Origin of the sequence: Nonomuraea cypriaca (genome assembly GCF_015645445.1) — a bacterium.
Taxonomy (GTDB): Bacteria; Actinomycetota; Actinomycetes; order Streptosporangiales; family Streptosporangiaceae; genus Nonomuraea; species Nonomuraea cypriaca.
In genome coordinates this window covers 23,562-36,942 of the sequence record NZ_JADOGI010000020.1, presented here as the reverse complement: position 1 = coordinate 36,942, position 13,381 = coordinate 23,562, and the positions used below count along the sequence as shown (strand labels likewise).

The 13,381-nt window shown below is 71.3% G+C and carries 13 protein-coding genes; 4 read left to right on the top strand and 9 right to left on the bottom strand.

Going from position 1 to position 13,381, the window contains the following annotated elements; translation table 11 throughout:
• Positions 1 to 17 precede the first annotated feature (17 nt).
• Positions 18 to 353 (bottom strand): hypothetical protein, encoded by a 336-nt coding sequence (locus ITP53_RS09305; RefSeq protein ID WP_195894918.1) that lies wholly within the window; start codon positions 351 to 353, stop codon positions 18 to 20.
• A 4-nt stretch (positions 354 to 357) separates the two neighbouring features.
• Between ITP53_RS09305 and ITP53_RS09300 the strand changes: the two genes are divergently transcribed.
• Positions 358 to 513 (top strand): hypothetical protein, encoded by a 156-nt coding sequence (locus ITP53_RS09300; RefSeq protein WP_195894917.1) that lies wholly within the window; start codon positions 358 to 360, stop codon positions 511 to 513.
• Positions 514 to 634: 121 nt separating this feature from the next.
• On the opposite strand, the gene ITP53_RS09295 is transcribed toward ITP53_RS09300, so the two are convergent.
• From ITP53_RS09295 to ITP53_RS09275, 4 genes are all read right to left on the bottom strand, one after another.
• Positions 635 to 1,531 (bottom strand): sigma-70 family RNA polymerase sigma factor, encoded by an 897-nt coding sequence (locus ITP53_RS09295; RefSeq protein ID WP_195894916.1) that lies wholly within the window; start codon positions 1,529 to 1,531, stop codon positions 635 to 637.
• A gap of 9 nt (positions 1,532 to 1,540) precedes the next feature.
• The gene (locus ITP53_RS09290; RefSeq protein WP_195894915.1) at positions 1,541 to 1,927 is read right to left on the bottom strand and encodes an STAS domain-containing protein; all 387 of its coding nucleotides are present in this window, start codon (positions 1,925 to 1,927) and stop codon (positions 1,541 to 1,543) included.
• Positions 1,928 to 1,968: 41 nt separating this feature from the next.
• The gene (locus ITP53_RS60165) at positions 1,969 to 4,479 is read right to left on the bottom strand and encodes a phosphotriesterase family protein (protein ID WP_328814327.1); all 2,511 of its coding nucleotides are present in this window, start codon (positions 4,477 to 4,479) and stop codon (positions 1,969 to 1,971) included.
• 179 nt (positions 4,480 to 4,658) lie between these two features.
• Positions 4,659 to 5,756, bottom strand: a complete 1,098-nt coding sequence (locus tag ITP53_RS09275; RefSeq protein WP_195894913.1) for a LacI family DNA-binding transcriptional regulator — start codon at positions 5,754 to 5,756, stop codon at positions 4,659 to 4,661.
• A 46-nt stretch (positions 5,757 to 5,802) separates the two neighbouring features.
• Here ITP53_RS09275 and ITP53_RS09270 point away from each other — a divergent pair, with 46 nt between their 5' ends.
• Complete coding sequence (locus tag ITP53_RS09270; protein ID WP_195894912.1) at positions 5,803 to 6,321, top strand: hypothetical protein; 519 nt, start codon at positions 5,803 to 5,805, stop codon at positions 6,319 to 6,321.
• 217 nt (positions 6,322 to 6,538) lie between these two features.
• On the opposite strand, the gene ITP53_RS09265 is transcribed toward ITP53_RS09270, so the two are convergent.
• A complete protein-coding gene (locus ITP53_RS09265; protein ID WP_236050630.1) occupies positions 6,539 to 7,378 on the bottom strand; it encodes a D-alanyl-D-alanine carboxypeptidase family protein in 840 nt (279 codons plus the stop codon).
• 110 nt (positions 7,379 to 7,488) lie between these two features.
• Here ITP53_RS09265 and ITP53_RS09260 point away from each other — a divergent pair, with 110 nt between their 5' ends.
• Positions 7,489 to 7,692, top strand: a complete 204-nt coding sequence (locus tag ITP53_RS09260; protein WP_195894954.1) for a YegP family protein — start codon at positions 7,489 to 7,491, stop codon at positions 7,690 to 7,692.
• Here the strand turns inward: ITP53_RS09260 and ITP53_RS09255 are convergent.
• Entirely contained in the window at positions 7,689 to 8,201 is a 513-nt protein-coding gene (locus tag ITP53_RS09255) for a DedA family protein (RefSeq protein WP_195894910.1), read from the bottom strand. The two genes, ITP53_RS09260 and ITP53_RS09255, sit on opposite strands and share 4 nt — an antisense overlap.
• Positions 8,202 to 8,361: 160 nt before the next feature.
• Between ITP53_RS09255 and ITP53_RS09250 the strand changes: the two genes are divergently transcribed.
• A complete protein-coding gene (locus tag ITP53_RS09250) occupies positions 8,362 to 8,877 on the top strand; it encodes a hypothetical protein (protein ID WP_195894909.1) in 516 nt (171 codons plus the stop codon).
• On the opposite strand, the gene ITP53_RS09245 is transcribed toward ITP53_RS09250, so the two are convergent.
• Complete coding sequence (locus ITP53_RS09245; protein ID WP_195894908.1) at positions 8,867 to 12,241, bottom strand: BTAD domain-containing putative transcriptional regulator; 3,375 nt, start codon at positions 12,239 to 12,241, stop codon at positions 8,867 to 8,869. The two genes, ITP53_RS09250 and ITP53_RS09245, sit on opposite strands and share 11 nt — an antisense overlap.
• 78 nt (positions 12,242 to 12,319) lie before the next feature.
• Positions 12,320 to 13,381, bottom strand: a complete 1,062-nt coding sequence (locus ITP53_RS09240; RefSeq protein WP_195894907.1) for a lysylphosphatidylglycerol synthase domain-containing protein — start codon at positions 13,379 to 13,381, stop codon at positions 12,320 to 12,322.

Below are 13,381 nucleotides of genomic sequence, written 5' to 3'. Positions count from 1 at the left end.
GCCCCCGGCTGTCAACCTCAGCGGTAATACCGGTAGGACACGTTCGTCCTGGCGTGCCGGTAGTAGCGACCATGGTGGTCGATGAAGTTCGACCACATCCGGGTCAGGGTGCGCGTGCGTACGGTGCAACTCGCCCAGCGCACCTTACGCGCGTTGATCCTGCCGACGTTGTCGTAGCAGGCCCCGGCCTTCCTCCCGTTGATGGTGAGGTTGACGTTGAGCTTCACGTTGAACAGGTTCTTGCGCGAGACGTTCGTGATCCGCACCCTGACGCGGCACGTGTCCTCGCAGTGCCCCCAGTAGCTCTTGGTACGGATCAGCTGCGCCTGGGCGGCGGCTGTTTCGGCCGCCACGGACATGCCTGACGACGCCGCCACTGACGTGCCCGAGGACGCCGCCACGGATGTGCCCGACGACGCGGTGGCGGGCGACGCCATGAGCGTGGCCGCGGCCGCCGCCACTAAGACCGTGCCGGCAAGACTTCTCATCATTGAGCCCCCCAAAGTGGAGTGAGCCGCTCCCCCCTGTCGGCAGCGGCTCATAGATGATCGAGTACACCAGGGCACGAAAAATCATCGTTTGCCGCTGAAGATCCGATACGAAATGGTTACTCGGTTATGCGTGGCTTATATGTCTAGGAGGCCCACGCCATCAGGGGCCCGCCCTCCCTGAGTCGTTTCAGCGCCTGCTTCTCCAGCTGCCTGATGCGCTCCCTCGTCAGCCCGAGATGTGCCCCTATTTCGGCATAAGTCATGATCTTCTGGCCCGCGAGGCCGTACCGGAGCCTGATGACGAAGGCTTCGCGTGGGGGAAGAGTCTTGACCAGCCGGTTCAGCTCGGCGCTCAGGGCGCGCCGCTCGGTGATCTCCTGCACCTGCGGGCCGTCCTCGTCGGCGATCATGTCGCCGATCCGGCCGCCCTCGCCGTACTCGCCCACCGGGAGGTCCAGGCTGACGATCTCCCGGCTCAGCGCGCGTAACGCGGCCACCCGCAGGGGCGACCACCCCGCCACCGCGCCGAGCTCGGCGTCCGTCGGGTCGCGCCCCAGGTCGGCGCCCAGGTGCCGGGCGACCCTGGCCAGCCGCGACACGTCCTCCGCCACGTGGATCGGCAGGCGTACGGTACGGGTCTTGTCATGGAGGCCGCGCTCGATGGCCTGCCGAATCCACCACATCCCGTACGTCGAGAACTTGAAGCCCCGCGTGTAGTCGAACTTCTCCACAGCCCTGATGAGTCCGAGGTTCCCCTCCTGGATGACGTCGAGCAGGGGCAGCCCCCGGTGGGAGTAACGCCTGGCGGCGGACACCACCAGCCGGAGGTTGGACCTGATGAGCAGGTCCTTGGCACGTTGCCCGTCTCGGACGATCTGCTCCAGCTCCGGCGTGCCCGCGCCGCGCTGAACCAGATGGGCCGCGTACAGGCCTGCCTCGATCCGCCGGGCGAGGTCGACTTCGTCCGCGGCGGAGAGCAAGGGGGTCTTTCCGATCTGCTCCAGGTACATGCCGAGCAGATCGGGCGCTTCGGCCGACATGCACGGGGACTACCCGGTAAACGGCGGCGAATTCCCCGCGTCGTTGAGTTCGGCGATGGCCAGCTCGGCCGTGGTCCTGATGTCGAAGAACTTGTCCAGCGCGGTGATCGCGAACAGGTGCTTGCACCTGCCGTTGAGCCCGGACAGCAGCAGCCGCCCGCCCGAGGCGGTGACCGCCTTGTGCAGGTAGACCAGCACGGAAAGGCCCGAGGAGTCGCACACGCTCACGGCCTGCATGTCGATGACGAGCAGCGGTGGCTGAGTGAGATCGAGCGCCTTGGTGACGCGGTCGCGGACCTCCGCCGCGGATCCGAAGTCGAAGTCCCCCGTCAGCCGCGCGATGACGCAGGGTCCCTGGAGCCCGAGGCTTATCGACAAGGCCTGCTCCGAAGTCACCCAGCTCCACCTACCCGCATTGCTTTCCCGATCCACCCACTTTACGAGAAGTAGCGCTTCGGGTTGAACACCAGCATCTGCTCAATCTGGTCGTCGGTCACACCCGAGTCCAGGAGTGCGGCCAAGACGTCGTCGTGAATGTGATCGTAGCGCCAGTTGGGCGCGAGCGTTGGCCGGGTCTCGTCCCAAGTGCCGCCGAAGTAGTCCATGAAGCAGGCGGCGTCGTGGCTGAGGACCATCCGGTCGGCGTAACCCCGCTGGCACAGCGCCGCCACCGTGGCCACGCGGCGCGCGGTCGTGTTGTAGGCGTCCAGGCCGAACCGGTCCATGCCGAGCGTCGCGCCCGTGTCGGCCAGCCGCATGAGGTAGTCGAGGTCGTTGCTGTCGCCCGCGTGCCCGACGACCACCTTCGCCAGGTCGACGCCCTCCTTGGCGAACAGGTCGAGCGCGAGCAGCCCACTCTGCGTGTACGCGTGCGTGTGCACGGTGATCGGCGCACCGGTGCGGACGTGCGCCTGGGCGACGGCCCGGCAGATGCGCTCGACGCCGGGCGTCAGCCCCTTCTGCTCGACCACGCACTTGAGGAAGGCCGCCTTCACGCCGGTGTCGGCGATGCCGTCGGTGAGGTCGCGGACGAAGTCGTCGACCATCGGCTCGGGCTGGTCGATGACCAGGCCGGGGCCGCGGTGCTCGTACTGGTGGGGTAGTTCCTCGAAGCAGTAGAGGCCGGTGGCGACGATGATGTGCAGGCCGGGCACCTGCTCGGCGATGCGCTGGATGCGCGGCAGGTATCTGCCCAGCCCCCACACCGTCGGGTCGACGATCGTCCGCACGCCCTTCGCGGCCACCGCGCCGAGCTTGGTGACCGCGTCCGCGACCCGGAACTCCTCGTCCCACCAGGCGCCTCTGCCGTAGTTGTCCAGATGCTCGGTGGACACGACGAACACGTGCTCGTGCATCAACGTCTGGCCGAGGTCGTCCACGTCGACGGGGCCGCGGACGGTGTTGACGGTGGGCATGAGGCGCCTCCATACCGGGTGGTCTGTGGTGGCCAACCCTAGGCTTACCCACAACCGCCGTCTACAGGCCCGCTCATGCGGCCACGGTCTACTCGGCCGGGCGGGCCGCGCCGTCGGACAGGCGTCTGAACAGCGGCTCGGGAGCCGGCAGCCGTTCCCCGCGCACCGCCGCCGCCACCCGCGCCGCCGCCGTGGGCAGGAAGGGCTCCAGTTGTACGGCCAGCGTCCTGCACGCCCCCACCAGCGCCCAGCGACACCTCCCGGTCCGCCGGGTCCTGCTGCCACGGCCGGGTCCGCTCGACGTATTTGTTGGCCTGCTCGACGACGCCCCACACGGCCGCCGCCGCCCGCCGGAAGTCGAAGTCCTCCAGCGCCTCGTGCACCGCGGCCTCGACCGCCCCCGCCTCCTCCGGGGGGCCGGCCGGGCTCCTGGGCGGCCGCGGGAACCCGGCCGTCCAGGAACCGGTGGACCATGGTGACGACCCGGTTGACCAGGTTCCCGATCCCGTTGGCCAGGTCCTCGTCGGCCCGCGCGACCAGCCGTTCCACGGTGAAGTCGGCGTCCCCCACGCGCGGCACCTCCCGCAGCAGCCACCACCGCACCGCGTCCACCCCGTACGCCTCCACGAGCGCCACGGGGTCGGCGGTGACCCCCGACGACTTGCTGATCTTGCGACCGCCCACCGTGAGGTAGTCGTGTACGAAGATCTCCGTCGGCAGCGGCTCCCCCGCGGACAGCAGCATCGCCGGCCAGTACACCGCGTGGAACCGGATCACACCTTTGCCCATCAGGTGCGTCTTACGCCGCTCTGAGACCCACCATCGCTCGTAACCGGCGTCGTCGAGCGCGGTGACGTAGTTGGCCAGCGCGTCCCACCACACGTACACGACCTGCGCGGGATCTCCGGGCACGGGGATCCCCCACCCGCGGGCCCGCGCGGCCGATCGCGAGACGCTGATGTCCGCCAGTCCCGCCTCGACGAACGCCAGCACCTCGTTCCGCCGCGCGACCGGCTCGATCCTGAGCCGTCCGCTCCTGATCAGCTCCAGCAGCGGCTCCTGGTAGCGGGAGAGCCGGAAGAACCAGTTCTCCTCGGACACCCGCTGCAACGGCGGCTCGTGCCCGTCGGGACAGGGCCCTTCTGGATAGAACTGCTCGCAGCCCACGCAGTAGAGCCCCTCGTAGTGCCGCGGGTACAGATCGTGCTCGACGGCCCGCCAGATCCGCTCGACCCCGGGACGGTGCCCGGGATGACCGCTCGTCCTGATGAACGCGTCGAACGACAGGTCCAGTCGCTCCTTGAGCCCCTCGAACGCGGCCGCGTTCCTGTCCACCAGCTCGCGCACCGGCACGCCCTCGGCCTCGGCGGCCAGCACGTTCTTCAGGGAGTTGTCGTCGGTCCCGGTCTGGAACCGTACGGGCTCACCCCGCCGGCGGTGGTGCCTGGCCAGCACGTCCCCCTGGACGATCTCCAGGGCGTGGCCGAGATGCGGGCGGGCGTTGACATAGGGGATGGTCGTCGTGATGTACATCGGATGCCTCCCAAAGGGGCCCCGAACACGACGAGAGGCCCCGGTTCGCAGGGCCTCAACGCGACGTCGCCGAAGAACCCCCTAGGGGGCCATCGTCTTCAGGCAGGTCGTCATGCCACCCATGCTATCCGGTCCGGTACGGGTCGCGCAGCGACGCCTCAGAGGCCCGCCCAGCGCGCTCAGGAAGGTGGGGCGGTGGAGGAGCGGACGATCAGCTCGTGGGGGAACAGGAGCCGTTCCGGCTTCGCCACGCCCCCCGACAGGAGCAGCCGCCCAGCCTTCTCGCCGATCTCCTGCTTGGCCTGCCGGACCGTGGTGAGCCCGGCCTCCTCGGCCGCGCTGTCGGAGAAGCCTACCACCGACAGGTCCGCGGGCACCGCCAGGCCCAGGTCGGCGGCCGCGTCGAGCACCCCCAGCGCCAGCACGTCGGTGTTGGTGAGGATCGCGGTCGGCCGCGGCTCCCGCCCCAGCAGCGCGTGCCCCGCCTTCCTGCCGGCCTCGCGTGAGTTGCGCGCCACCTCGTAGAACGGCACGCCCGCCCAGTCGAGCCCCGCCTCCTCGCACGCCCGCTGGTAGCCGCCGCGCCGTGCCCGCATCGCCTCGAACGTCGCGCTCTCCTGCCGCGCCCGATCCGACCAGCCGGTGTGTCCGTCCTCGTGCAGGCCCACCATGGCCACGCCCAGCCGCCGATGCCCGAGCTCCAGCAGGTGCCGCGCGGCGGCCGCGCCGGCGGCGGGCTCGTCGATGCCGACGAACGGATGGCCGGGCACGTAGGGCTCGTCGACGACCACGACGGGCAGCCTGCGCGCGAACACCTCCGCCAGCGCCGGATGCCCGTCCGGCAGCGACATCACGCAGAACGCGTCGACCACCGCGTCCCTGACGGTCTCGCTGCGCCGGTCGCCGTGCGGCAGCGGCAGGATGAGCAGCCCCACCCCCGCGTCCTCGGCCGCCGTGGCCAGCCCCTGGAAGAAGCCGACCGCGTAGGGGTCGGCGAACGCGTACGCCAGCGTCTCGCTGAAGATCAGGCCGAGCGCGCCGGCCCTACCCAGCCGCAGCGAGCGGGCCGTCGGGTTGGGCCCCGCGTAGCCGAGTTCGTCGGCCACCTCCATGATCCGCTGCCGCAGCGCGTCGCTGAGCTGGTCGGGGCGGGAGAAGGCGTAGGAGACGGTGGCCCGGGACACGTCGCGGGCGAGGGTCCGGATGCGGCTCGCGTACTCGCTCAGGTGGACCGCCGACCGGCTGGATCCGGCGTGCCGTACGATGTGATGCCGCACAATGTGAGCGATCGATTACCCACCGCAGCATCGGCCGGAGGACCCCATGTACGTCGCCTGGATCGTCGCCGCCGTGGTCGCGACGGCCCCCCTGGCACCGGCACCGGCCAGGCACAGCTCCCTGACCTGTGCCGTCACCACCCCCGCCGGGCGGCCGCTGACCTTCACCCCGAGGATCGGCCTGACCGTCCGGCACGTCACCGCGCGCGGCAACCTCCAGCTCACCGGCTGCACGGGTGCGGCCACGCAGCTGAGCTCCGGCTGGGTCAGCGTGCGGGCCACCGCGCAGGCGTCGTGCACCAGCGCCAGGCACGTACGCGGCCGGGCGATGATCACGTGGTTCGGGGCGACCGGGCGCCCCCTCGGCACCTCACGGCTGCGGATCAGGGCTGACCGCCTCATCGCCCAGCACCCGGCCGACACGCTGCTCACCGGCACGATCGCCAGGGGGGCGCTCTCGGGCGTGCCCGTGCGTGGCAGCATCACACCGCCCACCGCCCTCCTCGGCTGCGCCACCCAGGGCATGGGCACCCTGCCGGGCGACGGCCACATCACCTTCGGCTGAGCGACCGGCGAGGCAGGGCCGCCGGGTCAGGACGCCCGGCGGCTTCCGACGCCGAGTGACGAGCTCGACCGGCCCGCTCCGCAGTCCGCCGACAAGCAGTCGAGCAGCCGCCCCCAGTCAGCCGAACGGCAGGCGGGCAGCCGCCCGCGGTCAGCCGAACGGCAGTCGAGCGGCCGCCCGCGGTCAGCCGAACGGCAGTCGAGCAGCCGCTCGGCGGTCAGGCGAGGGTGATCTGCCTGCCGGCGTGGTCGAGCAGTCGCTCGGCGGTCGTGAAGCGGCGATCGTCCGCGGACTCGCCGAGCAGCACGCCCACGACCAGCCTGCCGTTCCGCTCGCCGGCGAACAGCAGGCAGTAGCCGGCCGCTCTGGTGTAGCCGGTCTTCACGCCGAGCACCCCGTCCGCCCGCGAGAGCAGCTTGTTGGTGTTGCGCCAGGTGTGCGCCCGGTGCACCGCCGTCTTGGCGACCTTGTGCGTCTCCTTGCCGACCACGGTCATGAACGTGCCGCTCCCCAGCGCCCGGTACGCCAGCCTCGCCTGGTCCACGGCCGTCGAGTAGCCGCCGTTGGCGGGCGTGGGCATGCCATCGGCGTTGGTGTAGCGGGTGTCGGCGAGGCCGAGGTCGTGGGCGGTGCGGTTCATCTTGGCGACGAAGGCGGTCTTGCCCGGCCCGTAGCGCCGGGCAAGCGCGTTGGCCGCGTCCGCGCCGGAGGGCAGCATGAGGGCGTACAGGAGGTCCCTGACGGTGAAGCGCTCCCCCGCGCGCAGGCCCGCCGTGGCGGCGCCGCCGGAGGCCGCGTACCTCACGTCGGTCGCGGTGATCTTGATGGTGTCGGACAGCCGGGCTTCGCGCAGCACGACGTACGCCGTCATGATCTTGACCAGGCTGGCCACCGGCGCCCGCTTGGTCTCCCGCTTGCCGAAGTGGATCGTTCCCGTCGAGTCGACGACGTACGCCGACCTCGCCCGCACGGAAGGAGCGTCCGCGGCCACGGCGGGGGACGAGACCCCCACAAGAACGGCGACCACGGCAGAGCCAATGAAACCCCCAATACGCATGGGAAACATGGTGGCAGCTGATCAAGGGTTCGTTTGCTGAACTCGGCCATAAGGCACCATCAGATGGGGGTAAATCATTAATGGATCCGATGAGGCGGGGGGCGGCGGCCATGGCAGGCAGGTTCGTCATCAGCAGGGACGAGCGGGGCGGGTTCCGTTTCGCGCTCGTGGCGAACAACGGGCAGACACTCGCGGTCGGCGAGGGCTTCCCGACCAAGATGGCCTGCGTGAACGGCATCGAGACCGTACGCAGGAACGCCCCGGAGGCCGTCATCGACGACCAGAGCAGGCAGCCGCAACAGAAGGAGGTCTAGGAGACCAGCGCTTCCTTCTCCTCGGAGGCGCGCCGCTTCCTCCTGCGCCGCACGGCGAACCACGACACGCCCGCGACCGCGACAACGGCGACGACCGCCGCCGTGACGGGTGAGCGCGCGGCCAGTTCCAGCCATCCCCACACGATCGCCGTGAGGCCGAACCACCAGATCGGCGCCCAGGTCAGGCAGCCGAGCGCGCTGGCGACGACGTACCAGGGGTAGGACACCCGCAGGGCCCCCGCCACCCACGGCAGCGTGTGCCGGAGCATCGGCACCCAGAAGCAGCCGTAGACGGCCAGCGCACCCCACTTCTCGACGACCCGCTCGATCTTCGCGATCCGCTCGCGGCCCAGTCTGACGCCGACGCGCGAGTCGTAGAGCCTCTCGCCCAGCCTGCGCCCCACCCAGTAGTAGACCTGGAACGCGCCGAACAGGGCGAGGATCAGCACCGCGCCCACCAGCCAGTACGGCAGGCCGAACCAGGACGGCCTCGCGGGGTCGGGGATCATCCGCGTACCACCAACCCTTCTCGAAGCCTTAGGTCAGGCTTACCTTAGTTCAGCCTGCAACCGTTCGCCAGCAAGGCCCCCGCAAAAGGTGCAAGCGCCTGACAACCAGGACTCAATCACCCTGTCTCACTCTAAGGGTGAGCCAAGAGGGGTGTTGCAGATGCCGACGAGAAGCGCAGCCGTCCTTACCAGCGGGACCGCGAACGCGGCCAGGCTGTTCGTCGCCGCCCTCGCTTTCACCAGCGCCTACGTCGGCTTCTCCGCCTACAACAACGCCGGCTCCGCCGCCGCCGAGCCGCCCCGCACGGTCACTCTGGCGGCCCGCGACCTGCCGATCACCGAGCAGATCACCGAGCCGATCACCGTGCCCGCCAAGGCAGGCGAGGTCTTCGTCAGCCTCGTGACGGGCGGCGCCGACTGCCTCAAGACGTACGTGGCCCGCGGCGTCGTCGTCAACGCGGGCCAGAGCGTCGCCTACGGCTGGAAGCTCACCCGCTGGAGCCCGGCCACCAAGACCTGGCGCACCTACCTGGTGGAGTACGACGGCTTCGCGGGCGACGCGAAGACCGTCGAGTGGCGGCCGCAGGTCACGGGCAACCCCGGGTGGTACCGCGTCGAGCTGACCGCCGAGGGCGCCAAGACGGTCAGGAGCGAGCGTTTCCAGGTCAGTTGCTGACCGACCGCTGCGCCGCCTCCACCCACCGCGGCACGCCGACCCGCTCGGCCACCTCCAGGGCCTTCTTGTAGTGGTCGCGCGCGGCGTCCAGCTGCCCCAGGCGCACGGCGAGGTCGCCGAGCGTCAGCGCCACCGGCCACAGCGCCACCACGCCGGTGCCCGCGCCCGCCACCCGGTCGGCGAACGGCTTGAGCTTGTCGTAGCAGTCGACCATCCGCTCCCGGTCGTCGAGCAGCATCCCGGCCAGCGCCCGCCAGGTCATGGCCAGCTCGTAGAGGAAGTCGGGCCGCACCGGCGGCCGGGTGGCGGCCACCGCCTTGGCGTCGCTGATGTGCCCGGCAGAGGCCAGCGCCAGCGCGTAGGCGTCGAGCGTCCACTTGGCGCCACTCAGATGCTTCTCGGACAGCAGGTCGACCGTCTCCGCCGCCCGGCCGTCCACCAGGGCCAGGCAGAACGTGGTGATCAGCTGGAGGTCCTGGCGCCCCTCCAGCATGCCCGCCCTGGCGGTCATCCTGGTCGCGTCGCGGTAGGCCCGCTCGGCGCCCGCGTAGTCGCCGGCGATCATGAGCCGCTGGCCGGTGTACCAGACGACGACCGCGGCGGGGGCGGACAGGTCGTACTGCTTGGCCAGGCGGTCGGCGGCGGCCGCGTGCTCGTCGGCGACCGCGAACTCGCCCCTGGCCGCCGCGCACTCCAGCAGCACCAGGTGCGCGAGCGCCTGGGTGGCCATCTGCCCGGAGCGCTGGGCGACCTCCAGCAGCTCCCTGCCGATGCTCTCGCGCGTGTCCACGGCGGGAATGTCGTACGACTGCCGCAGCCGCCCGCTCAGCGCCGCCGCGATCAGCGTCGGGTCGCCGCTCTGCCTGGCCAGCTCCAGCGCCTCCAGCGACGCCTGCCGCCCGCGCTCGGGCGAGGAGGAGCCCTCCAGCTCCAGGGCCAGCGTGGTCAGCAGGCTCGCCCGCAGCCGCTGCTCGCCCGCGGGCAGCTCCATGAGCGCCCGCTCGGTGACGTCCACGATCTCCCACGCGGTGCGGGTGAAGTCGCGTGCCATGCCCTTGTGCGGCACGGCCAGCGACGCCGCCACCTTCGCGGTGATCTCCAGGTCGCCCAGCGGCAGCGCCGCGTCCATGGCCTGGCGGCGCAGCAGCCGCGCCGCCGTCATGTCGCCGCACAGCGCCAGCGCCCTGATCTGGCGCAGCATCAGCCGCAGGCGCTCCTTGGCGCGCTCCGGCTCGTGCTCGCCGCCCGGCTCGTCGCCCCGCGAGCGGTCGAACGCGGCGATGGCCTGCTCCCACAGCGTGGCCGCCTCGCGGTGCGCGAAGCGCCGCTCGGCCTGCTCGGCCGCCAGGCCCGCGTAGTGGACCGCCTTCGCCGCGGCGTCGGCGAGGAAGTAGTGGTGGGCCAGCGCGGCCACGTCGGACGGCGTGCGCTGCTCGATGACCGCCGCCACGGCCGCGTGCAGCCTCGTGCGGCGCAGCCTGGAGGCGTCGGAGTAGATCGTGTCGCGCACCAGGTCGTGGTCGAACCTGAGCATCCCTGGACCCGGCTCGGTCACCAGCCCGGCCAGCAGCGCCGCCTCGACCGCCTCGATCACCGCATCCTCGTCGCCCGCCACGGTGACCAGCACGTCGAGGTCGACGTCGCGGCCGATCACGGCGGCCTGCAGCAGAATCTGCTGCGCGCCCGCGGGCAGCCGCGAGATGCGCCGCCGCAGCACGTCGCGCACGCCGGAGGGCACCCGCGAGAGCACCTCGGTCGCGCTGGCCTGGTCGGCCGCCGCCTCGGAGTCGAGCAGGCGCACGGTCTCGCGGACGAAGAACGGGTTGCCGCCCGTGCGCTCGACGATGGACTCGACCGCGTCCTCGTCGATCTCGCGTACGCAGGTCGCCCTGACCAGCTCGGCCACGGCCTTCGGATCGAGCCCCGACAGGCCCACCCGCAGCGGGCCCAGCCTGGCCAGCGCGGCCAGCACGTCGGACTGGCGGTCGTCGAGCTCGCTCTCCCTGCACGTCACCACGAGCAGGACCCGGCTGGTCGCCAGCAGGCTGGGCAGCGCGCGCAGCAGCGCGAGCGTCTGGTCGTCGGCCCAGTGGAGGTCTTCGAGGGTCAGCAGCACCGGCGCGCGGCGCGCGACCCCGGCCAGGTAGCCGCCGACCGCGCGGTGCAGCCGGAAGCCGCCGGACACCTCGTCCTCGTCGGGGTCGGGGGCGGCGTCGTCGAGCAGCGGCGCGAGGAGCTGGGCGTATTCGCCCGCGCCGGTCATGCCGATGAGCGCGCGCAGGATCTCCACCCAGGCCCAGCCCGGCGGGGTGGCGCTGGAGTCCGGGCAGGCGCCGGACGCGGTGATCCAGCCGTCGCCGCCGAGCCTGCCCTCGAGCTGGCGCAGCAGCGTGGTCTTGCCCGCGCCGGCGACCCCGGTCACGATCGCGACCTGGAACCTGCCCGTGCGCGAGGCCGCCGTGGTCAGCCGGGTCAGCTCGGCGTCGCGGCCGACGAACGGCTCGGGCTCCAGCGGCGGCGGCTCGACGGGCGCGGCCGGCCTGGGCGGCCAGGTGTCGGTGACGGGCGCGGGCCTCGGGCTGCGCGCGGGCACGGCGAGCTCCAGCTCGGGCGCCTGGGCCAGGATGTCGGACTCCAGTTTGCGCAGCGCGGGACCGGGGTCGATGCCGAGCTCGTCGGCCAGGATGTTCCTGGCCCTGCGCAGCGCGGCCAGCGCGTCGCCCTGCCGGCCGCAGCGGTAGAGGCCGAGCGCCAGCAGCCGCCAGCCCTCCTCGCGCAGCGTGTGCTCGGTGGTGAGCGCCTCCAGGTCGGGGACGGTCTCGGCGTGCATGCCGAGCCGCAGCCCGGTGTCGGAGTGCCGCTCGCGGGCCACGAGGCGCAGCTCGGTCAGCCGGTTGACCTCGGCCTCCGCCCACTGCTGGTCGGCGAAGTCGGAGTAGGGGGTGCCGCGCCACAGGCCGAGCGCCTTCTCCAGGCGGGCCCGGGCCGACTGTGGATCGCCTTCTTCGAGGTGCTCGCCGGCGGCTCGTACGAGCTGCTCGAACCTGAGCGCGTCGACCTGGTCGGAGGCCACCCGCAACGCGTAGCCCGACGCGACCGTCACCAGCAGCCGGTTGGGCCCGCCGCGCGGGCGTCCTGGCTCCAGGACCCGGCGCAGGCGCGAGATGTAGACCTGCAGGCCGGACTGCGCGCCCTTGGCCGCGTCGTCGTCCCACAGATCGTAAAGAAGCGTGTCAACGGGCACGACCTGCCCTCTGGCCACGAGAAGGCGGGCGAGGACGGCCCGCTGCCGCAAGCCGCCGAGGTCGAGTTCGTCGTCGTGTTCGTACGCCTCGACTGGCCCCAGAACTCGGAACGCCACCATGTCAGCCGCCACGCTATGCGGGCCTGCGAAACATGCACAAGTCCCGTGGTTGATTAACATGCGGGGGCTTCGGGATTGTCACTGAGGGGCCTTCGAGATCGCGGACGTGGACTCCGCGGCGGCGTTCCGGCCGTTGCGCCTGCGCAGGAACGCCCATGCGCCCAGGGCCAGGCCGCCGAACGGGATCTCGATAGTGTAAGTCCAGAAGCCGAAGACGAGTGCGGTCGCGATCGCCGGAGCGTCCGGCACGCCGAACGCGGAGATCAGCAGGGCCGCCACCCCGCCCTCCATGATCCCGGCCCCGCTCGGCGTGATCACGGCGCTGGTGAGGACCCTCGACAGGGCGAAGACGGCGATCGACTGGGCCAGGCCAGGCCAGGCGCCGATGGCCTGCATGCAGACGGCCATGATCGACCACTGGAAGCCGAGGAAGAACACCATGCCGAGCGACAGCCCGAGCCACCTGCTCCTGACGACCCCGGCGGTGTCGGCCCGCAGCCGGTGGAACGCCTCGGAGGCGTGGAACCTCAGCCGCAGCAGCCGGGTGATCCCGTCGAGCGCCCGGCCGAGCAGGACGGCGGCGCGCTCCCAGTAGAGGGCGACTGCCATGATCAGGCAGAGCACCAGGATGGAGATCGCGCCCGTCCAGGCCGCGTTGGCGACCGTCCCGTTCGGGACCTCGCCGGCGATCAGCAGCGCGATGATCCCGACGGCCGGCAGGGCGAATCTGAACAACGTGTTCCAGATGCCGCTGACCAGCGCCATGACCACGATCGACCGGCTGCCGAACCCCCAGCCCTTCGTCATCGCGAACGACACCGCCACCCCCACCGCCCCGCCGAACGGCAGCAGGTTGCTCACCGCGCTGCCCGCCGCGTTGAGCGTGAGGCCCTGCAGGTTGTTGAGGCCGGGCAGCGAGTTGGTCAGCACGAAGGTGTAGGCCAGCAGGCTCAGCAGCCACAACGCGGCCATCATGGCGACCTCGCCGAGGCCGAGCGAGCCGAACACCGCGCCGATCTCCGCCCAGGAGACCGGTTTGCCGGTGAGCGCGCGGACGATCTGTGGCAGGAAGACGACGAGCAGCACGGCCAGTCCGAGCGACAGCACGGACAGGGTGATCTGGAGCCACTTGTTCTTCAT